The 18,298-nt window shown below is 70.1% G+C and carries 15 protein-coding genes; 8 read left to right on the top strand and 7 right to left on the bottom strand.

Annotated elements, in window-relative coordinates; all coding sequences use genetic code 11:
- Positions 1–32: 32 nt before the first annotated feature.
- Positions 33–1,688 carry an IclR family transcriptional regulator domain-containing protein gene (locus CP976_RS18770; protein ID WP_167537362.1) on the bottom strand — a complete coding sequence of 552 codons (1,656 nt, stop codon included), beginning with the start codon at positions 1,686–1,688 and terminating at the stop codon, positions 33–35.
- Between the two features lie 276 nt (positions 1,689–1,964).
- The gene (locus tag CP976_RS18765; protein ID WP_150481423.1) at positions 1,965–3,281 is read right to left on the bottom strand and encodes a M6 family metalloprotease domain-containing protein; all 1,317 of its coding nucleotides are present in this window, start codon (positions 3,279–3,281) and stop codon (positions 1,965–1,967) included.
- Between the two features lie 291 nt (positions 3,282–3,572).
- Here CP976_RS18765 and CP976_RS18760 point away from each other — a divergent pair, with 291 nt between their 5' ends.
- On the top strand, positions 3,573–4,217 hold the full coding sequence (locus CP976_RS18760; protein WP_150481422.1) for a TetR/AcrR family transcriptional regulator: 645 nt from the start codon (positions 3,573–3,575) through the stop codon (positions 4,215–4,217).
- A gap of 116 nt (positions 4,218–4,333) precedes the next feature.
- Positions 4,334–5,881 (top strand): MFS transporter, encoded by a 1,548-nt coding sequence (locus CP976_RS18755; protein ID WP_150481421.1) that lies wholly within the window; start codon positions 4,334–4,336, stop codon positions 5,879–5,881.
- Between the two features lie 88 nt (positions 5,882–5,969).
- Here CP976_RS18755 and CP976_RS18750 read toward each other — a convergent pair whose 3' ends face one another.
- Complete coding sequence (locus CP976_RS18750; RefSeq protein WP_150481420.1) at positions 5,970–6,503, bottom strand: MarR family winged helix-turn-helix transcriptional regulator; 534 nt, start codon at positions 6,501–6,503, stop codon at positions 5,970–5,972.
- 90 nt (positions 6,504–6,593) lie between these two features.
- Between CP976_RS18750 and CP976_RS18745 the strand changes: the two genes are divergently transcribed.
- Positions 6,594–7,379, top strand: a complete 786-nt coding sequence (locus tag CP976_RS18745) for a dioxygenase family protein (protein WP_190146988.1) — start codon at positions 6,594–6,596, stop codon at positions 7,377–7,379.
- Positions 7,380–7,402: 23 nt separating this feature from the next.
- Here the strand turns inward: CP976_RS18745 and CP976_RS18740 are convergent, their stop codons facing one another.
- The gene (locus tag CP976_RS18740; protein WP_150481419.1) at positions 7,403–7,921 is read right to left on the bottom strand and encodes a GNAT family N-acetyltransferase; all 519 of its coding nucleotides are present in this window, start codon (positions 7,919–7,921) and stop codon (positions 7,403–7,405) included.
- Between the two features lie 193 nt (positions 7,922–8,114).
- On the opposite strand from CP976_RS18740, the gene CP976_RS18735 reads away from it, so the two are divergent.
- The gene (locus CP976_RS18735) at positions 8,115–9,113 is read left to right on the top strand and encodes a sigma-70 family RNA polymerase sigma factor (protein WP_150481418.1); all 999 of its coding nucleotides are present in this window, start codon (positions 8,115–8,117) and stop codon (positions 9,111–9,113) included.
- 444 nt (positions 9,114–9,557) lie between these two features.
- Positions 9,558–10,268: a TetR/AcrR family transcriptional regulator gene (locus CP976_RS18730; protein WP_167537361.1), complete on the top strand. Its 711-nt coding sequence runs from the start codon at positions 9,558–9,560 to the stop codon at positions 10,266–10,268.
- 13 nt (positions 10,269–10,281) lie between these two features.
- Here CP976_RS18730 and CP976_RS18725 read toward each other — a convergent pair whose 3' ends face one another.
- The 3 genes from CP976_RS18725 to CP976_RS18710 form a co-directional block, all read right to left on the bottom strand.
- A complete protein-coding gene (locus CP976_RS18725; RefSeq protein ID WP_150481417.1) occupies positions 10,282–11,778 on the bottom strand; it encodes a DUF11 domain-containing protein in 1,497 nt (498 codons plus the stop codon).
- A gap of 528 nt (positions 11,779–12,306) precedes the next feature.
- Positions 12,307–13,755 carry an MATE family efflux transporter gene (locus tag CP976_RS18715; RefSeq protein ID WP_150481416.1) on the bottom strand — a complete coding sequence of 483 codons (1,449 nt, stop codon included), beginning with the start codon at positions 13,753–13,755 and terminating at the stop codon, positions 12,307–12,309.
- Positions 13,756–13,848: 93 nt separating this feature from the next.
- Positions 13,849–14,829, bottom strand: coding sequence for a helix-turn-helix transcriptional regulator (locus tag CP976_RS18710; protein WP_150481415.1), 981 nt, complete (start codon positions 14,827–14,829; stop codon positions 13,849–13,851).
- 62 nt (positions 14,830–14,891) lie between these two features.
- On the opposite strand from CP976_RS18710, the gene CP976_RS18705 reads away from it, so the two are divergent.
- The 3 genes from CP976_RS18705 to pfkB all read left to right on the top strand — a co-directional run bounded on the left by CP976_RS18705 (position 14,892) and on the right by pfkB (position 18,271).
- On the top strand, positions 14,892–16,400 hold the full coding sequence (locus tag CP976_RS18705; protein WP_150481414.1) for an MFS transporter: 1,509 nt from the start codon (positions 14,892–14,894) through the stop codon (positions 16,398–16,400).
- Positions 16,401–16,565: 165 nt separating this feature from the next.
- On the top strand, positions 16,566–17,327 hold the full coding sequence (locus CP976_RS18700) for a DeoR/GlpR family DNA-binding transcription regulator (protein ID WP_150481413.1): 762 nt from the start codon (positions 16,566–16,568) through the stop codon (positions 17,325–17,327).
- The gene (gene pfkB, locus CP976_RS18695; RefSeq protein WP_150481412.1) at positions 17,324–18,271 is read left to right on the top strand and encodes a 1-phosphofructokinase; all 948 of its coding nucleotides are present in this window, start codon (positions 17,324–17,326) and stop codon (positions 18,269–18,271) included. The genes CP976_RS18700 and pfkB overlap by 4 nt, the downstream gene beginning before the upstream one ends.
- The last annotated feature ends 27 nt before the right edge of the window (positions 18,272–18,298 follow it).

The raw sequence follows: 18,298 nt of genomic DNA, 5'->3' as shown, positions 1-18,298 counted from the left end.
CCGGTACCGCCCGGGTACCCCGCCGGGTGGGGTCAGGTCAGTGGGACATGGGTGAAGCGGCCGGCGGTGCGGAGGTCCGACTCGATGCGGGTGGCCGTTGCGGTCAGTTCGGGGAGCAGGTCTGTCACGCACTCCCGCAGGGTGTGGCGGCTGGCGTGCATCGCCGTGTTCAGGGCGGCCACCACCTTTCCGGACCGGTCGCGGACCGGGACCGCGAGGGAGCGGAGGCCTTCTTCCAGTTCCTCGTCGACCAAGGCGTAGCCCTGGGAGCGGATCGAGGCCAGGCCGGGTCGTGCGTCGTCGCGTGTGTCCGCCAGCAGGACGCGGCCCAGTGCCGTCGCGTGCGCCGGCAGGCGCGTGCCCACCGTGATGTTCACGCTCATCACCCGGCCCGTCGCCACCCGGGCCGTGCACTGGATCTCCTCGCCCGAGTCCGAGAGCACCGCCAGCGACGTCGACTCGTGGATGCGGGACGTCAGGTCGGACAGGTGGGGCTGGGCGATCTCGGGCAGGGACGTGCGGGAGAGGGGTGGGAAGCCCAGGGAGAGGACCCGGGGGGTCAGGGTGAAGGTGCGGGGGCTCGGGGTGGTCACCAGGTCCAGGTGTTCGTAGGTGATCAGCGCCCGGCGGGCCGTCGCCCGGGCCAGGCCCGTCGCCTGGGCCACCTCCGTGAGGGTCAGCTCCGGCCTGCCCTCGCCGAAGGCCGTGAGGACCGTCAGGCCCCGGGCCAGGGATTCGATGAAGTCGCGGCCCAGCCGCTGCTTGGACGCGCCCGTCCAGAGAGCGAGGTTCGAGGGGGACGGGCCTGGCTCCGGGGGCGGCGTGCGGTGCAGTTCGCGTTCCATCTCCGCCACGGCCGAGCGCAGCCTCGGCAGCAGGGTCGTGCGCAGGTCGCGTGCGGTGTGCCGGCTCGTGTGGCTGACCACGCTCGCCACGCAGGCGATGCTCCGGCGGTCGCCCGGGTGCGGGGACCGGACCGGTACCGAGACCGCCACCAGGCCTGGTTCGATCAGTTGGTCGTCCAGGGCCCAGCCGTTCGCTGCCGCCTCTTCCGTGCGGGCGACGAAGGCCTCGGCGGCTCGTTCGTCCGCTCCGTACCTGCGCGGCGGTACGGCCGTGAATGACAGGTCCCTCGGGTCCGACGCCCTGCGGTCCCGCCAGTGCCGCCAGTCGGTGTCCGTCCACTCCGTCGCGAACAGCGGGCCCGGTGCCGTGCGTTCGGCGGGGAGCAGGTCGCCTATGCGGAAGCTCAGGGACATCGCGCGGCGGCGGGTCGCCTGGTGGATGAAGCGGATGCCGTCGCGGTCGGCGACCGCGAGGGAGACCGACTCGTCCAGTTCGTCGGCCAGGGCGTCCGCCCGGGCGGAGAGCAGGGCGGGGAGGCGCAGGGCGGAGAGGTAGGCGTTGCCCAGTTCCATCAGGCGCGGGGTCAGGTGCACGTCCCTGCCGTCCACGCGGACGTAGTCCATGCGGGCGAGTGTGGCCGTGATGCGGTCGACCGTGGAGCGGGCGAGGCCGGTGGCCCGTTCCAGGGCGCTGAGGCTCAGCGTGCCGTCCGCCTCGGTCAGTTCCCGCAGGACCGCGATGCCGCGGATCAGCGGCGTGACGGCCTCGGCGGGTGCCCCCGTGTTCCCGTCGGCCGGTGGGACCGCGCCCTCGTGGTGATCGTTCCTGGGTTTCGCTGGCATCGGCTCTCCGGTACGGCGGTCGCGGCAGGCCTACCGTAATCCGGAATCGGCGCCGTGCCCGTTCGCCGATCGCCCCGGTTCCGGCGGCGGCCTCCCCGTTCCTGGTGCCGGCGGCGGCCCCCCGTCCCCGGTGCCGGTGGCGGTCCCCCGTCCCTGGTTCCGGCGGCGGCCTCCCCGTTCCTGGTGCTGGCGGCTGCCTCCCTGCCCCCGTGCCGGTGGCGGGCCCCCGTCCCTGGTTCCGGCGGCGGCCTCCCTGCCCCCCCGTGCCGCCGCTGCCTACTCCCGCGTCACCCGCACTCTGTAGTCACCCGCCGGATCCGCCCCCGCCACCCTGATCGTGACCCCCCTGCGCGGATCCCTGAAGGTCTCCCCGGGTGCGAACGGCGCGTCGGACAGCTCCGCGTGGACGTTCGGCGCGCGCGTGCAGCCGCCGCTGTCGCGGCGGGAGTCGAAGACGGTGACCGGGCCCATGCCCGTGTCGACCTCGGCGTCGACCTTGTAGATCAGGACGCCCGGGCGGCACACCGACTCGTCGTTGCCGGCGCGGGTGCGCAGTTCGACGGCGTAGCCGGATCGGCTGTCCAGGGGGATGAAGACCAGTTTGGAGCCGCCCGCGCGGGCCAGCGGCGTCAGGGTGTATTCCGTGGTGCCGGGGGCCGATACGCAGTGCACCTGCGCGGCGTCCAGCCAGCCCAGCTTCCACTTGTGCCAGCCGAGGAAGTCGTTGTTGGCGCCCCAGTCCTCGCTCATGATGTCCCAGTGGCCGACCGCGCCCCCGCCCTCCGCGGTGTACAGGTCGGGCAGGCCGAAGACGTGGCCGTTCTCGTGGGGGAGGACCCGGTAGCCGGTGCGGCCGTAGGAGCCGGAGCCGTCGTCCTGGCGGGAGTAGACGAAGGAGGCGTTGGCCACGGGTATGCCGTCGGCTGTCGGGGCCTCGGGGTTGCCGGCGAAGGTGACCGAGAGGACGGTGTCGAGGGCGGAGGGGCCGGCGTTCGGGGTGACCAGCACGTTCAGCAGGTCGTATGCACGGAAGTCCACCTGCGGGTCGGCCGCGGCCACGAGGTCCTGGACCAGCGCGCGGTAGCCGGGGTCGAAGGGGGCGCCGCGCTCTATGCCGTACTCCTGGAAGGACTTCGGCATCCGCAGCCACTCCGGGATCGGGGTCTCGGGGCGGTAGTCGAGGCGGCCGTAGGAGCTGGTGCGGAACCAGTGCCGGGTCTGCGGGAAGAACTCCCGGTAGCGGTCCAGGGCCTTGCCCTCGCCGGGTGCGTCGGAGAAGTCGATCATCAGGGTGAGGGCGCGGACGGTGCCGGTGGAGCGGGCGTAGCCGGCGGTGGTGGGGATGCCCTCGGACATCTGGACCTGGCGGGCGCCGCGGATCATGCAGGGGGCGTGCGCGGAGGTGCGGGACAGGGAGATCGGGCCCGCTCCGGCCGTGCCGGCGCCCGGGGCGAGGTGGCCGGTGCCGGCCGAGGTGCTGACCGTGAAGGTCAGGGCGGTCACGCAGGCGAGGGCGGCCAGACGCCGCCGGGGTATCCGGCGGCCGGGCGGCCCCGAGCCGTACGACCGGGGGCGCTGGGGCTGCGGCTGCATGCAAGGGACCTGCAAGGGACCTCCCGCGCCACGGCAGCCTCCGGTCTCCGGCTGCACCCATGCGATCACCCTGCGTCGGGGGGTGTGGGGGGCGCGCGTTGGAGGAGACCGATCGTGGGTTTCCCGTCAGTAGCGGCGGCCCTGCCGGAACCGTGACCCAGGTCACAAATAAAAAGCCCTGGTGCGGGAAATACCGGGGACCCAGTCCCCGTTTAGCCATGTGTCCGACTGAAACGGGGAGCCTCTCCCCGGATCGCATCACCGCACACCCAGACCACTCAGGAGTACGCCGTGCAGACCGCCACCCCCGCACCGCGCAAGGCGCCCCGGCCCCGTGCCGACGCCCTGCGCAACCGGGAGCGGATCGTCACCGCCGCCCGGGAGATGTTCGTCGAGCACGGCCCCGAGGTGCCGCTCGACGACATCGCCCGCCGGGCCGGCGTGGGCAACGCCACGGTGTACCGCAACTTCCCGGACCGCGACGCGCTCGTGCGCGAGGTCGTCTGCTCCGTGCTGGACCGTACGGTCGCGGCGGGCGAGCTCGCGCTCGCGGAGTCCGGGGACGCCTTCGAGGCCCTGGAGCGCTTCGTGCACACCTCCGCCGACGAGCGGATCAGCGCGCTGTGCCCGATGGTCTCGAGCACGTTCGACGAGAACCACCCCGACCTGGAAGCGGCGCGCGAGCGCGTGGAGCGGATCCTCCAGGAGGTCATGGACCGCGCCAAGGCGGCCGGTCAGCTCCGCCCCGACGTCGGCGTCGGCGACGTGATGGTCGCCGTGGCCCAGCTCAGCCGGCCCCCGGCCGGCACGGCGTGCTTCAGCGCCGACCCCTTCGTACACCGTCATCTTCAGCTGTTCCTGGACGGACTGCGGGCCCCGGCCCGTTCCGCCCTGCCGGGCGCGGCAGTGACCATGGAGGACCTCCGCCGAGCCTGACCGATCAGTTCCGGGCGCCACCTCAGTCAGCACACACAGCTCACGGCCGAGCCGGTCGTCGAGCCGTCCCTCTACGACACCTTTTTCCGTCACCTTGTCCCGAAGTGGGTATCCCCATGTCTGAAACAGCCTCAAAGGCACTCGGCGCCCCGGCGGCCTCGCCGGACGCCGGCCGCTGGAAAGCGCTCGTCTTCATCGCGCTGGCCCAGCTGATGGTCGTCCTGGACGCCACCATCGTGAACATCGCCCTGCCCTCCGCCCAGCAGGATCTGGGCATCTCCGACGGCAACCGGCAGTGGGTCGTCACGGCCTACGCCCTCGCCTTCGGCGGTCTGCTGCTGTTCGGCGGCCGGATAGCCGACCTGTGGGGCCGCAAGAAGGCCTTCGTCGTGGGCCTGGGCGGCTTCGCCGTGGCCTCCGCGCTCGGCGGCGCGGCCACCAACGAGGCGATGATGTTCGGTGCCCGCGCCCTCCAGGGTGTCTTCGGAGCCCTGCTCGCGCCCGCCGCGCTCTCCCTGCTCGCCGTGATGTTCACGGACGCCAAGGAGCGCGCCAAGGCGTTCGGCATCTACGGCGCGATCGCCGGTGGCGGCGGCGCCGTCGGTCTGATCCTGGGCGGCTTCCTCACCGAGTACCTGGACTGGCGCTGGACGTTCTTCGTGAACATCCCGTTCGCCATCGTCGCCGCGGCCGGTGCGTACTTCGTCATCCGCGAGCCGGAGGGCGGCCGCAACCGCTCCCCGCTCGACATCCCGGGCGTCGTCCTGTCCACCCTCGGCCTGGTCGCCCTGGTCTACGGCTTCACCCGCGCCGAGTCCGAGGGCTGGAGCGACTCCGTGACGGTCGGCATGTTCGTGGCCTCCGCCGTCCTGCTCGCGACCTTCGTGCTCGTCGAGTCCAGGGTGAAGGCCCCGCTGCTGCCGCTGCGCGTGATCACCGAGCGCAACCGCGGCGGTGTCTACCTCTCCCTCGGTCTCGCGATCATCGCGATGTTCGGCCTGTTCCTCTTCCTGACCTACTACCTCCAGATCGTGAAGGGGTACTCGCCGGTCAAGACCGGGTTCGCGTTCCTGCCGATGATCGTGGGCATGATCACGGGCTCCACCCAGATCGGCACCCGCCTCATGACCCGGGTCGCGCCGCGCCTGCTGATGGGTCCGGGCTTCCTGGTCGCCGCGCTCGGCATGCTGCTGCTGACCCGGCTGGAGATCGGCTCCTCGTACGCGGCCCTGCTGCTGCCGGCGATGCTCCTGCTCGGCCTGGGCATGGGTACGGCCTTCATGCCGGCCATGTCGCTGTCCACGCAGGGTGTGGAGCCGCGGGACTCCGGTGTCGCCTCCGCGATGGTCAACACCTCGCAGCAGGTGGGCGGCGCGATCGGTACGGCCCTGCTGAACACCATCGCCGCCTCGGCGACCACGGCGTACGTCGCCGACCACATCGCCGGGGCGACCAGCCGGTCCCAGCAGCAGCTGGTCCAGCTGGAGGCCATGGTGGAGGGCTACACGAGCGCCATCTGGTTCGCCGTCGGCATCCTCGTCGTGGCCGCCGCGATCGCCCTGACCTTCGTCAACGCCGGCCGTCCGGGCAGCACCCCCGTGACCGGCTCCGGTTCCGGCGAGGGCGTGGCGGACGAGGTGCAGATCCCGGTCGTCGCCCACTGACGGCCGTACCCGGAAACACCCCTTCGGGCCCTCCGCAGGTACGAGGAGGGGACGCCTCGTACCTGCGGATTCCAGGACCTGCCCTGGCTCAGCGGAGCCAGGGCAGGTCCGCACCCGCTTCGGCCGGCTGGAGTCCCTCGGCGATGATCCGCATGATCTCGCCGAGGGACTTCTGCTGTTCCGGGGTGAGCCGGTCGAAGACCGCCTGGCGTACGGCCTCGACATGGCCCGGCGCGGTCTGCCGCAGCACCTCGTAGCCCTGGTCCGTGAGCACGGCGAACTGGCCCCGCTTGTCGTCGGGGCAGTCCTCGCGGTGCACCCAGCCGTTCTTCTCCAGGCGCGCGATGGCGTGCGAGAGGCGGGAGCGGGTGATCTTCGCCAGCATGGCGAGCTCCGTCATCCGCAGCCGCCGCCTCGGCGCCTCGGCCAGCTTGACCAGAAGGCCGTAGTAGACGTGCGGCATGCCCGCGTCGCGCTGGAGCTGACGGTCGAGATGGTCGTCCAGGAGGGTGACGCCCTCCATGAACGAGCGCCATACGCGCTGCTCCTCCTGGGTGAGCCAGCGCGGTTCCGGAGGCTCTGCCACGGAGCCTGGTGTCGATGCGGATGCGGGTGCCTTCATGTCTTCCACTCTACGTGGCCCCTCCTTGAACTTTAAACAAATGGCCCGTACAGTTTTGTTAGGGAACCATGTTTTGGAAGGAGCCGCAGCATGTCCGCCGCCACCCAGGAGCGCATGCCCGCTCTCTACCTCAGTCACGGCGCCCCGCCGCTGGCGGACGACCCGGTCTGGCCCGGTGAGCTGGCCGCCTGGTCGGCCGGTCTGCCGCGCCCCCGGGCGATCCTGATGGTCTCCGCCCACTGGGAGGAGGCCCCGCTCGCCATCGGCGCCACCGAGACCGTTCCGCTCGTCTACGACTTCTGGGGCTTCCCCGAGCACTACTACCGGGTGACCTACGAGGCCCCCGGCGCACCGGAGCTCGCCGAGTCGGTACGGAAGCTGCTGCGCGCCCCCGGCGTGCCCGTCCAGGACGTCCCCGACCGGGGTCTCGACCATGGCGCGTACGTCCCGCTCGTCGAGATGTACCCCGAGGCCGACATCCCGGTCCTCCAGGTCTCCATGCCGACGCTCGACCCGGTCCGGCTCATGGAGATCGGCCGCAGGCTCGCCCCCTTGCGGGACGAGGGCGTGCTCATCGTCGGCTCGGGCTTCTTCACCCATAACCTGGCCGCGCTCCGGCAGGGCGGCATCCCCGCCTGGTCGGCGGAGTTCGACGACTGGGGCCGGCGGGCGCTGGAGGCGCGTGACGTGGACGCCCTGCTCGACTTCACCCGCACGTCGCCCGCGGGGCAGCTCGCCCACCCGCGCACGGAGCACTTCGCCCCGCTGTTCGTGACCATGGGTGCGGCCGACGCGGCCGGTGAGCTGGACGCGCACAGGTCGGTGATCGACGGCTTCTGGATGGGGCTGGCGAAACGGTCGGTGCAGTTCGGCTGAGGCCGCCCCCCCCGGGAGCGGTCCTACAGCGGTTTCTCGTACCAGGCCACGTCCCAGTAGCGGCCGAACTTGCGGCCGACCTCCCGGTAGGTGCCGACGTACCGGAAGCCGAAGCGCTCGTGCAGCCGGGCCGACGCCTCGTTCGGCTGGGCGATGCCCGCGTAGGCGCGGTGCAGGTCCTCGCCGGACAGTGCCTCGAAGAGGGCCTTGTAGAGGAGGGTCCCGATGCCGCGGCGGCCGGCGTGCGGGGCGACGTACACCGTCGTCTCCACGGAGGTCGCGTAGGCGGGCTTCGCGCGGAAAGGGCTGGAGGTGGCGTAGCCCAGAATCTGCTGTGAGTCCGGGGCCGTGGCAACCATCAGGCGGTAAGGGCCGTCTTCAGGGTGGGAGAGCAGCCAAGGGCGGCGCTCTTCCGGAGTGAAGATCGCGGTATCGAATGTGATCGCCGTCTCACGAACATAGTGGTTGTAGAGAGCCGTGAGGGCCTCGAGGTCGTCCTCGACTCCCGGCCTGACCTGCACCTCTGTAGGTTCCGACGGCATCTCGCCCCCTCGCGTGGCCCGACAGGGTACTGCATGATCAGAAAATTCGGGGGGTCGGTTGGGAATTCTGTCCTGATTCCAGTCGTTGTTTCCATCGGATGCAGGGCACCCGAGGAGAGTCCGGAGAGTCCCGGAGACGGAGTCCAGCGTCCGAAGGACCGCCCGCTGACCTCATCATCGCAAGGGAGCACGCATGGCAACCCGTGCCGTCGCCCGTCGTCAGTCCGCCACCGGCGAGACGGCCGACAGGGCAAGCAGTGTTCGCGCCCATGGCGGCGAGATCGCCGATCGCGACCTGGTCGGCATGTACCTCGACGAGATCGCGCGTACACCGCTGCTCGACGCCGCCAAGGAGGTCGAGCTGTCCCAGGTCATCGAAGCGGGTGTGTTCGCGCGGCAGGTCCTCGACGGGTACGAGGAGACCAAGGCGGACGCCACCCGTGAGGAGCTGGAAGCCCTGGTCGCCGACGCGGAGCGGGCCAAGGACGTCTTCATCCGCTCCAACCTGCGCCTGGTCGTCGCCGTCGCCCGCCGCTACCCCCGCAGCGGTCTGCCGCTGCTGGACCTGATCCAGGAGGGCAACGCCGGCCTGGTGCGCGCGGTCGAGAAGTTCGACTACCGCAAGGGCTTCAAGTTCTCCACGTACGCGACGTGGTGGATCCGCCAGGCCATCACCCGCTCCATAGCCGACCAGTCCCGTACGATCCGCCTGCCCGTCCACCTCGTGGAGGAGCTTGGCCGGATCCGGCGGGTGCAGCGCGAGTTCAACCGCGAGCACGGGCGGGACCCGGAGCCCGCGGAGATCGCCGCCGAGCTCGGTTCGACGCCGGAGCGCGTCACCGACGTGCTCGACTGGGCCCGCGACCCGGTCTCGCTGAACATGTCGGTGGACGACGAGGGCGAGACCCAGTTCGGCGACCTCCTGGAGGACACCTCGGCGGTGTCGCCCGAGCAGTCGGTGCTCACGCTGCTGCGCAGCGAGGAGCTCGACGACCTCATCGGCCGCCTCGACCAGCGCACGGCCTCGATCATCAAGATGCGCTACGGCATCGAGGACGGCCGGGAGCGCACGCTGACCGAGGTCGGCAAGGAGCACGGCCTGACCCGCGAGCGCATCCGGCAGATCGAGAAGCACGCGCTGCTGGAGCTGAAGAAGCTGGCGCGCAGCACCGGGTTCGACGCGGCGGCGTGACGCCTGGTGTCCGCCGGCGGGCGTCCGGGCGTACGACTCGTCCCACGGCCTGTGGGTGTCGTCCCGCTGTCTGTTGACGACGGAGAGTGTGCGCCCGGGGGCCGCCGCGTACGCCGGGTGGCGAAAGACCGCGCAAACATGGCCATGTAACGCCGCTTCAACCCGCGGGGCACCGGGAACAAGACTTCCGGGCCCACCAGTTCGGGCCCGGGACCACGCCCCCCGGCCCCAGAGCCAAGTCCCGTCGCACTCCCCCCGGCGCCGGGACTCTCCAAAGCCGGGCTTCGGCGCCCCTCCCCCCGGGCGCCGGGGCCCGGCTCTCTGCATGACCGGGGGCGTGTGAGGGTGGAGGGCGATGCGCTGGAGGGCGGGCCACCCCGTACCTGAACCACGGGGTGGCCCGCCAGATGGCAGATTGTGTCACAGGGGCATAGCCTGCCGGGCGTGAGCAGCACCACCCCGACCCCTTCTCAGGCCTCGCTGACCGAGCGGCGGAAGGCCGAGACGCGTATGGAGATCGCCCGGGCCGCGGCCGGCCTCTTCGTACGGCACGGCCTGCGCGCCACCCGCGCGGAGGACATCGCCCAGGCGGCCGGCATCGCCCCGCGCACCTTCTACCGGTACTTCGCCACCAAGGAGGAGGCCGTCGCCCCGCTCTACGCGGCCGGCGCCCAGCGCTGGGTGGAGGCGGTACGCGCGGCTCCCGCCGACGACTCCGTGCCGCAGGCCTTGGAGCACGCAGTGCGCCACACCCTCACCCCCGGCGTCGGCGTCTCGGCGTCCTCCTGGGAGTGGGTCCGCACACTCCTGCGCCTCGCCGAGGCCAACCCGTCCCTGCGCCGGGTGTGGGCGGAGGTGTGCCAGGCATCCGAGCGGTCGCTGACGGAGGTACTGGCCGCGCGGCTGACGGCCGGTCCTGCGCGCTCTTCCTCGACCACCGCACCGGACAACGTTGCCACGTCTTCGGACCTGCGCTTCGCCGCCGCCGTGGCGAGCGCGGCCGTACGTGCGGCGGTGGAGGGCTGGGCGGCGGCCGGGGACGTCCCGGCGGACGGGCCGGAGGGACCGGCGGCACTGGCGTTGCGGAATCTGGGGGTGCTGCGGGATTTCCCCTGGGAGAGCCGGCGACTCGACGCTGGACGGTCACGCCGTTGACAGGGCCTTAGGGTCACTCGGCTGACAGGGCCTTGTCGACAAATCCGGGGCAGTCGCCTGCTGACTTGAAGGCTTTCGCGGCGTCGCGAAGAGACACGTCGAACACGGGTATCTCCGCGAGAGACACCGCCTCGTCGGGTCCAGCCCTGGTGACAGCGGCCTTGTACCCCTCGGAACTGGCCTGGGCCGGAGACGTCCCTTGCTCGAGTTCGTCACCCATCACCTCGGTGAATACGGTCAGGGCTTCCCTCGAGACGCCGGACGACTCGAAGTGCGCGGCGCATTGCCGGATGGCCTGCAGTTCGCCTTCGAGGTCCTGCTCGGACAGCTTCGGAGACTTGACGACGGCGAACTTGGCACTGCCCTGCTCCGCACCCCCCTCGTGCTTCACCTGGGTGACGTTCTCCTTCTCTCCGTAAGGCACCCGCGATGCCTTCACCACCGCACGGATGGTGATCGTGACCGTCTCCTCCGGCACGATCTTGGTGCCACCCTCCGTGGGGCAGGTCACCACGGTGCTCCCCGCAGTGATGTCGCAGTCGTTCTTCTCCCCTGAATCCGTCATCAGCTGCGCATGCAGCACGGGGTGGATGACGCCTCCCTCAGCACCGCCCGGGGCAGACTCGAACTCGTCTTCCACCGTCACACCGGTGACGTCGTCGTCCCCGTGGTTGGTGACCTTGACGGTGAAGGACTGGAACTCTCCCGGAGCGACCGTAGAGCTCAAGGGCTTGTTCCTGATCTCCAGCAGGGGCTTGCCCGAGTGCTTCTTGTTGTTCTTGTCGAGTTTGTCGAGGAAGTCCTTTCCCGCATCCTTCGCCTTGTCCCGGTCTTCGCGGGTCGCCGACCGGTCGTAGGACTTCAGCAGAGCAGCGCTCAGCTGCTCCACGTTCTTCTTGAGCTCGGCCTGCGCCTTCGACGGAAGGGGCCGGGTGTCAAGAATCTGCTGGCTCGTCCCCGACGCACTGATGGCCCTCACAGTCCAGTCGCGATACTTCTGCGGCGTCGGCAGGTCTTGAGAGCGAGTCAGCGTTTTGACGTCCTGCTCAACGTTGCTGAGGGCGAAGGACCGAAAGGCCTTGGGTGCTTCCTGATCCGTGACCAGCCCGAAGCGCTCGGTCATCTCTTCCATGCACTCCGTGTAGACGGCCCGCTCCTCGCGAGACGTCTTGGGATCCTGGATCGTCCCCAGCGTCCTGACTGTCCCGTCCACGATCCTCGTGTAGGCGGCCCGGTCCTCGGGCGGCGTGCCTCGATCCTGGATCACGCCCAGCGTTTCGGTCGACCTTTCCACGATGTGCGTGTGGGCGACTCGCTGCTCGCGAGGCGTCCTGGGATCCTGGATCATCTCCAGCTCGTCGGTGAGCCGAGACACGATTCTCATGTAGGCGGCCCGTTCGCTGGGCGGTATGTCCGGATCCCGGCTCATCTTCAGCAACCCGCTCAGCTCGTTCTCGACTTCCTCCTTCACTTCTTCCGGCACCTTCAGCGCTGCCGTGCGCTTCTCCATGAGCGTCGCTTGTTCCGAGGGGTCGGCCGGTGACGTGGGCTGTGACTGAGTGCCGGAGTCCGTCGGTTCGCTGGGGCTGGTCGGCTCGCTCGGCCCGGTCTGCGTGCCGGATCCCGTCGTCTCGGGATCCGTCGGCGTGCTGGGCCCGGGCGGAGTACTGGGCTCGGTCGGCGTGCCGGGTTCCGGGGTGCCGGGTTCCGGGGTGCCTGGATCTGGCGTGCCTGGATCTGGCGTGCCGGGATCCGGAGTGTCGGGATCCGGCGGTGGGGTGGGAGTCTGGGCCGGTGTCACGGTCGCGGCTTGGCCGAAGGCCCCCGTCGCGGAGACGGACACGCCTCCTGAGAGCGAGAGCGCTGCGACCAAGCAGTACGTGCAGCCCCTGTAACGGCAGATTCGGCGCTGGGCGTTTCTGGCCATGGCGTATCCAGGTGCACTGTGGAACATGCGGATTTGCCCGTACAGACACAACAACCACTTATGACTACTTTGGACCCAGTGGGTTCCTTCTGCAACTCGGCGACCAGTCCGCTACAACGACGCCATCAATGCCGCGACGGATACTCTGGTCGAAGTCGAGCGCGACTCCACGCCGTACCGATCCTCTTCCCTCGCGATTTCCCTCCCCAATTCTTCCAGGTCGGGAATTTTCCTGGAGTCGAATTTGTAGGACGAGATGGCGTACGCGTAATCAAACTCCTCGCGTGTGCCGGACCAGAATACGGTCACGTACCGGGGTTTGCGGGTGACGTTGATGATGTTGTTGTTGTGGCGCACTTTCCCTTCATGGATGATCGTGTCGCCGCATATTGCACAGTAGAATCGCCCTTCCTTCTTTTGCCAGGCAGGGTGTGCCTGCTGTAGTTGCAGAAGATCGATCTTTCCGCGATCCATCCTCATCGTCACCACGGCCAAGGTTGCTTCTAGGAGATCGTATTCAACGCTCCTGGGGATCTGTAGCACTTTTTCCTTTACGTGCCCCTCTCCCGGATGAAGCCAGTACCCCGGTCCGGCGAATTGTCCGGCGCTTATCGCTTTTCTGTCCGATTGGGCGACGTGGAGCTCGGCGTCTCCTCCTTTTTCCAGAGCCTTCTTCCAGTCCCTCAGTCCCGCGTCCTCCTCCGAGTATTCAGCCGAACGCCCGTAGATCAGATACTTATCTACAAGAACGTATGCCGGAACCTTGCCGGTGTTCTCCACTCGGAACGTCAGCGGCACATGGATGAACGGGCGGGTGGGATCGGTGTGAGGGGTGCCGAACTTTGCCGTGAGGGTGACATAGAAGGGAGCGGAGGTGGGCTGGTAGATGGCGGAGTATGCGAAGTTCGTGGAGGCAAGAAGGCCGGACAGGGCCACCCCGGTCGCAAATCTTTTGGGGTGGGGTATGACTCTCCACACCTGCTCATGAAACAGTCGCCAGAGGGCCCACAGCGACCACGTGAAGAGCAGCAGATATACGGGTAGGTAGAGTGTCGGTTCTCTTTCCTGGAGCCAGGTGAACAGGAAGATGCTCTCTGTGATCAAGGCGATCAGTACCCCGACCAGTACCACGGCTCCGGAGTACTTGAACTGCCGTTTTCCCTCATGGTCGAGGGTCGCCAGGGCTGCGAGGCCCTGCACCGCGCCGGACAGGATGAAGAGGAATCCCGTGATGCGCTGAGCGAATGTCAGCGCCCCCATGGCGTCCGGTCTTCCGACGACGGTGAGCAGGACCATGGACAGGATCAGTCCCGCCATCATGAACGCTGTGGCCGTGCGCCTTCGCCATGTGCGATCGGGCCATATCTCGCTGCCGGCCTCGCGCCAGACGATGACTCTCCGGTCTTCCAGATCGATGTTTTCCGGGCAACCGAGTTGACGGAGAACCTTGCGCAGCCCGCTCGGTGACCAGGCGCCGCCCACCACTGTTCCACCCACGCTGACTGCGCGGAGGCCTCTGCTGTCCGGCGGCTCCACGATCACCCTGGGAGTCTTCTCCATGACGGACAGCCTTGATGATGAACGGACACCACGCAGCCGGGCTTGCTCCAACCGGCCAGTCGGCAGTGCAGCCGCCCCCCGGCAACGGGCGCTTCACCTCACGCTCCGTCCCCCCTCGCCCGCCCTGCTCAACCGCGCCCCCAACTCCCTCACGGCCATGACGAGTTCCTCCGGCGCGTGCACCACGAAGTCGCACTCCAGCAGCGCGAGCCGGAACGCCACCCACTGCACCGCGTCCCCCACGGACCCCCGCAGCCGGCAGCTGCCGTCGTCCAGCGGCTCGGGCGTGCCCAGCCATGCGGGCAACCGGGCGGCGACGAAGTCGGCCGGTGCGGCGAACGTGATCTCGAAGTCGTACACCTCCTGCTGCCGTTGCATCGACTGCCGCAGGTACTCCGCCGCATTCCCCGTCGGCAGCTCGCGCGGCACGAACCGGGCCCCCGTGGCGAACGGTTCGCTCACGCGGTCGACGCGGAACGTGCGCCAGTCGTCGCGGTCGATGTCGTACGCCACCAGGTACCAGCGGCGGCCCGTCGACACCAGCCGGTACGGCTCCGTCAGGCGCCGCGACTCGGTGCCGTCCGCCGCCCGGTAGGCGAACCGCAGCCGCTCGTGCCCGGCCGCCGTGGAGGCCATGACGGTGAGTGTCTCGGGCGCGATGCTGGGTCCGTCCCCGCTGGTCAGCGGCGTGGTCGCGGCCTGGAGCGTGGTCACGCGGTGACGCAGCCGGCCCGGCAGCACCTGCTCCAGCTTGGCCAGTGCCCGCACCGACGCCTCGTCCAGGCCCTCCACCGCGTGCCCCGCCCCGGCGCGCAGCCCGACCGCGATGGCCACGGCCTCCTCGTCGTCGAGCACGAGGGGTGGCATGGCCTTGCCGGCGACCAGCCGGTAGCCGCCGTCGGCCCCCTTGCTCGCCTGCACGGGATAGCCGAGCTCGCGCAGTCGGTCGATGTCCCGCCGGACCGTGCGGCGGGAGACCCCGAGCCGCCCGGCGAGCTCGCCGCCGGGCCACTCGCGGGGCGTCTGGAGGAGGGAGAGGAGCGTCAGGAGCCGGGCCGGAGTGTCCGTCGTCATACCGACGAGGATGCCGCACCAGTAGGACAAGATCTGACCTATTGACCCTCTAGCTTCGTGGCATGACCTCCACCGAGACCACACCCAGCACCGCGGGCGGCGGGACCGACCGCCGCCGTTGGTTCGCTCTGGCGATCGTGATGACCGCGGCCTTCATGGACCTCGTCGACGTGACGATCGTCAACATCGCCATCCCGTCGATCCAGCGGGAGGCAGGCGCGTCGTTCAGCCAGATCCAGTGGATCACCGCCGGCTACGCCCTCGCCTTCGCCGCCGGTCTGATCACCGGCGGACGGCTCGGCGACATCTACGGCCGCAAGCGGATCTTCCTCATCGGCATCGGCGGCTTCACCGTCGCCTCCGCGCTGTGCGGACTCGCCGTGAACCCGGAGATGCTGGTCGCCTCGCGGTTCCTCCAGGGCGCCATGGCGGCGCTGATGGTGCCGCAGGTGCTGTCGATCGTGCACGCGACCTTCCCGGCGCACGAGCGGGGCAAGGTGTTCGGGCTGTTCGGCGCGGTCGTCGGTCTCGGGGCCGTGTCCGGTCCGCTGCTCGGCGCGCTGCTGACCGAGTGGAACCTGTTCGGGTGGGAGTGGCGCTCGATCTTCCTGATCAACCTGCCCGTGGGCGTCGCGGGTCTGATCCTGGGCAGCCGTTTCATCACCGAGTCCAAGGCGCCGCGGGCCCTGAAGCTGGACCTCGTGGGTGTCGCGCTCGTGACCCTGGGCCTGCTGATGCTGCTCTACCCGCTCATCCGCGGCCGCGAGCTGGGCTGGCCGCTGTGGGGGTACGTCTCCATGGCCGGCTCGCTCGTCGTCCTCGCGGCGCTGGTGGCGTACGAGCGGCGCAAGAGCGCACGGGACGGCTCCCCGCTGGTCGAGCTGTCGCTGTTCCGGGTCAAGAGCTTCGCGGCCGGGATCGCTGTGCAGACCGTCTTCGGAGTCGCGCTCGGCATCTTCTTCCTGGTGTGGACGCTGTACATGCAGATGGGCCTGGGCTGGAGCCCGCTGAAGGCCGGGCTGACCGGGGTGCCGTTCTCGATCGCCGTGTCCGTGGCCGCCGGGATGTCCGTGCAGCAACTGGTCCCGCGCTTCGGGCGCAAGGTGCTCCAGGCGGGCGCGCTGGTGATGGCGGCCGGGGTGCTGCTCTACCTCTGGGAGTCCGGGCACTACGGCCTCGGCATCGCGCCCTGGCAGATGGCGCTGCCGCTGGTGGTGATGGGCGTGGGCATGGGCCTGATCGTCGCTCCGCTGACCGACGCGATCCTCTCCGAGGTGCCGCGCGAGCACTCCGGCTCGGCCTCCGGCCTGCTCAACACCGTGCAGCAGATGGGCAACGCGCTGGGCCTGGGCCTGGTGTCGGTCGTCTTCTTCGGCACGATCGGCGACCATCTGCGCCCGGACCAGGTGGGCCCGGCCTTCGCGGACGCCTTCCGGAACTCCCTGGGCTGGGTGGCCGCGGTGATGGGTGTGATCTTCCTGCTGATGTTCGCCCTGCCGAAGCGGCCGGCGCTGCATGCCGAGGGGGAGCAGGCGGCGACGGAGCAGAAGGAACCGGCGCTGGTTTCCTGACAGTCGTCCGGCGATCGTCGGAGAACGGGCTCGGCACATCGGTGCCGAGCCCGCTTCTGTTTCCGATCATGCCCGATTGAGCCCGAACCTGTTTACTTCGCGGAAATCTCGGCGTAGCCTCCCGTCGAAACCACACGTTCGGGCACGAGGCGGAGGCGAACAGACATGTACGCACCGGAGCGGCAGCAGGAGATCCTCCGGCTCGCCCGTGACGGCGGCCGAGTGGATGTCGTGTCGCTGGCCGAGGAGTTCCAGGTGACGGCGGAGACGATCCGCCGGGACCTGAAGGCCCTCGACCGCGCCGGACTGGTCCGCCGGGTGCACGGCGGCGCCATCCCGGTCGGGCGCCTCGACTTCGAACCGGACCTCGCCGAGCGCGAGACGACGGCCGCCGACGAGAAGGACCGCATCGCCAAGGCGGCCCTCGCGGAACTGCCGAGCGAGGGCACGATGATCCTCGACGCCGGGACGACGGTGGCCAAGATGGCCGCCGCCCTTCCGCTGGAGGCCTCCCTCACCGTCGTCACCCACAGCCTGCCCATCGCGGCCCGCCTCGCCGACCACCCCGGCATCCAGCTCCACCTCGTCGGGGGGCGCGTACGGCACCGTACGCGCGCCGCCGTGGACGCCTGGGCGCTGCGCGCGTACGGCGAGATCCGCGCGGACGTGCTGTTCGTGGCCGCCAACGGCTTCTCCGCCGAACACGGCCTGACCACCCCCGACCTCGCCGAGGCCGCCGTCAAGCGCGCGGCCGTGGCCGCCGCCCGCCGCGTGGTGCTGCTCGCCGACTCCTCCAAGCACGGCCAGGAGCACTTCGCCCGCTTCGGCGACCTGAGCGATGTGGACCTGCTGATCACCGACAGCGGGCTGAGCCCCGAAGACACCGTCGCCATCGAGCGCGGCGGCACGGAAGTAGTGCGCGCATGATCCTCACCGTGACCCCCAACCCGTCCCTCGACCGCACCTACGAGGTGCCGTCCCTCGACCGCGGCGAGGTCATCCGCGCCACCGGCGAGCGGATGGACCCGGGCGGCAAGGGCGTGAACGTCTCACGCGCGGTCGCGGCGGCCGGTCAGCGCACGGTGGCGGTCCTGCCCCTGGGCGGTGCCCCGGGCGCGCTCGTCGCCGACCTGCTCGACCAGCAGGGCATCGAGGTGGCGCCGGTCCCGGTCGCCGGGGCCACCCGCTCCAACATCGCCCTCGCCGAAGCCGACGGCGTCCTGACGAAGATCAACGCGCCGGGCCCCGAACTGTCCGAGGCCGAGCGCGAACTGCTCCTGGAGACCGTACGGCAGCAGTCCCGCGACGCCGCCTGGATCGCCTGCTGCGGCAGCCTGCCGCGCGGCCTCGCCCCTTCCTGGTACGCCGAACTGGTCGCCCGCACGCACGCCGCCGGTGCCCGGATCGCCCTGGACACCTCCGGGCCCGCGCTCCTCGCGGCCCTGCGTGAGCGGCCCGACGTGGTCAAGCCGAACGCCGAAGAACTCGCGGAGGCCGTCGGCCGCCCCCTCGCCACCGTCGGCGACGCCGTGAAGGCGGCCGAGGAGCTGCGCGAGATGGGCGCCCGGGCCGTCCTCGCGAGCCTCGGCGCCGACGGGCAGCTGCTCGTATCCGACGAGGGCGCCTGGTTCGGCGGCGCCCGCGTGGACGCCGTACGCAGCAACGTGGGCGCCGGTGACTCCTCCCTCGCCGGCTTCCTGATCGCCGGCGGCAGCGGCCCCGAGGCCCTCGCCTCCGCGGTCGCCCACGGCGCGGCGGCCGTCCAGCTGCCCGGCAGCGTCATGCCGGAGCCCGGCGACCTGGACCCGGCCGCGGTGACGGTCACGGCGGACATCCCGGCGGACCGTGCGCTGAAGGAGCCGGTGTCATGACGTACGAGGAGCAGCGCGGCCCGACCC

The sequence above is a fragment of the Streptomyces coeruleorubidus genome (assembly GCF_008705135.1).
GTDB classification, from domain to species: domain Bacteria; phylum Actinomycetota; class Actinomycetes; order Streptomycetales; family Streptomycetaceae; genus Streptomyces; species Streptomyces coeruleofuscus.
This window is presented reverse-complemented; position numbering and strand designations above follow the sequence as displayed.

Excerpts from the sequence above, each read along its gene's own strand:
- CP976_RS18770 (WP_167537362.1), bottom strand. The coding sequence starts at position 1,688 with ATGCCAGCGAAACCCAGGAACGATCACCACGAGGGCGCGGTCCCACCG.
- CP976_RS18765 (WP_150481423.1), bottom strand. The coding sequence starts at position 3,281 with ATGCAGCCGCAGCCCCAGCGCCCCCGGTCGTACGGCTCGGGGCCGCCC.
- CP976_RS18755 (WP_150481421.1), top strand. The coding sequence starts at position 4,334 with ATGTCTGAAACAGCCTCAAAGGCACTCGGCGCCCCGGCGGCCTCGCCG.
- CP976_RS18750 (WP_150481420.1), bottom strand. The coding sequence starts at position 6,503 with ATGAAGGCACCCGCATCCGCATCGACACCAGGCTCCGTGGCAGAGCCT.
- CP976_RS18745 (WP_190146988.1), top strand. The coding sequence starts at position 6,594 with ATGTCCGCCGCCACCCAGGAGCGCATGCCCGCTCTCTACCTCAGTCAC.
- CP976_RS18740 (WP_150481419.1), bottom strand. The coding sequence starts at position 7,921 with ATGCCGTCGGAACCTACAGAGGTGCAGGTCAGGCCGGGAGTCGAGGAC.
- CP976_RS18735 (WP_150481418.1), top strand. The coding sequence starts at position 8,115 with ATGGCAACCCGTGCCGTCGCCCGTCGTCAGTCCGCCACCGGCGAGACG.
- CP976_RS18725 (WP_150481417.1), bottom strand. The coding sequence starts at position 11,778 with ATGGAGAAGCGCACGGCAGCGCTGAAGGTGCCGGAAGAAGTGAAGGAG.
- CP976_RS18715 (WP_150481416.1), bottom strand. The coding sequence starts at position 13,755 with ATGGAGAAGACTCCCAGGGTGATCGTGGAGCCGCCGGACAGCAGAGGC.
- CP976_RS18710 (WP_150481415.1), bottom strand. The coding sequence starts at position 14,829 with ATGACGACGGACACTCCGGCCCGGCTCCTGACGCTCCTCTCCCTCCTC.
- CP976_RS18705 (WP_150481414.1), top strand. The coding sequence starts at position 14,892 with ATGACCTCCACCGAGACCACACCCAGCACCGCGGGCGGCGGGACCGAC.
- CP976_RS18700 (WP_150481413.1), top strand. The coding sequence starts at position 16,566 with ATGTACGCACCGGAGCGGCAGCAGGAGATCCTCCGGCTCGCCCGTGAC.
- pfkB (WP_150481412.1), top strand. The coding sequence starts at position 17,324 with ATGATCCTCACCGTGACCCCCAACCCGTCCCTCGACCGCACCTACGAG.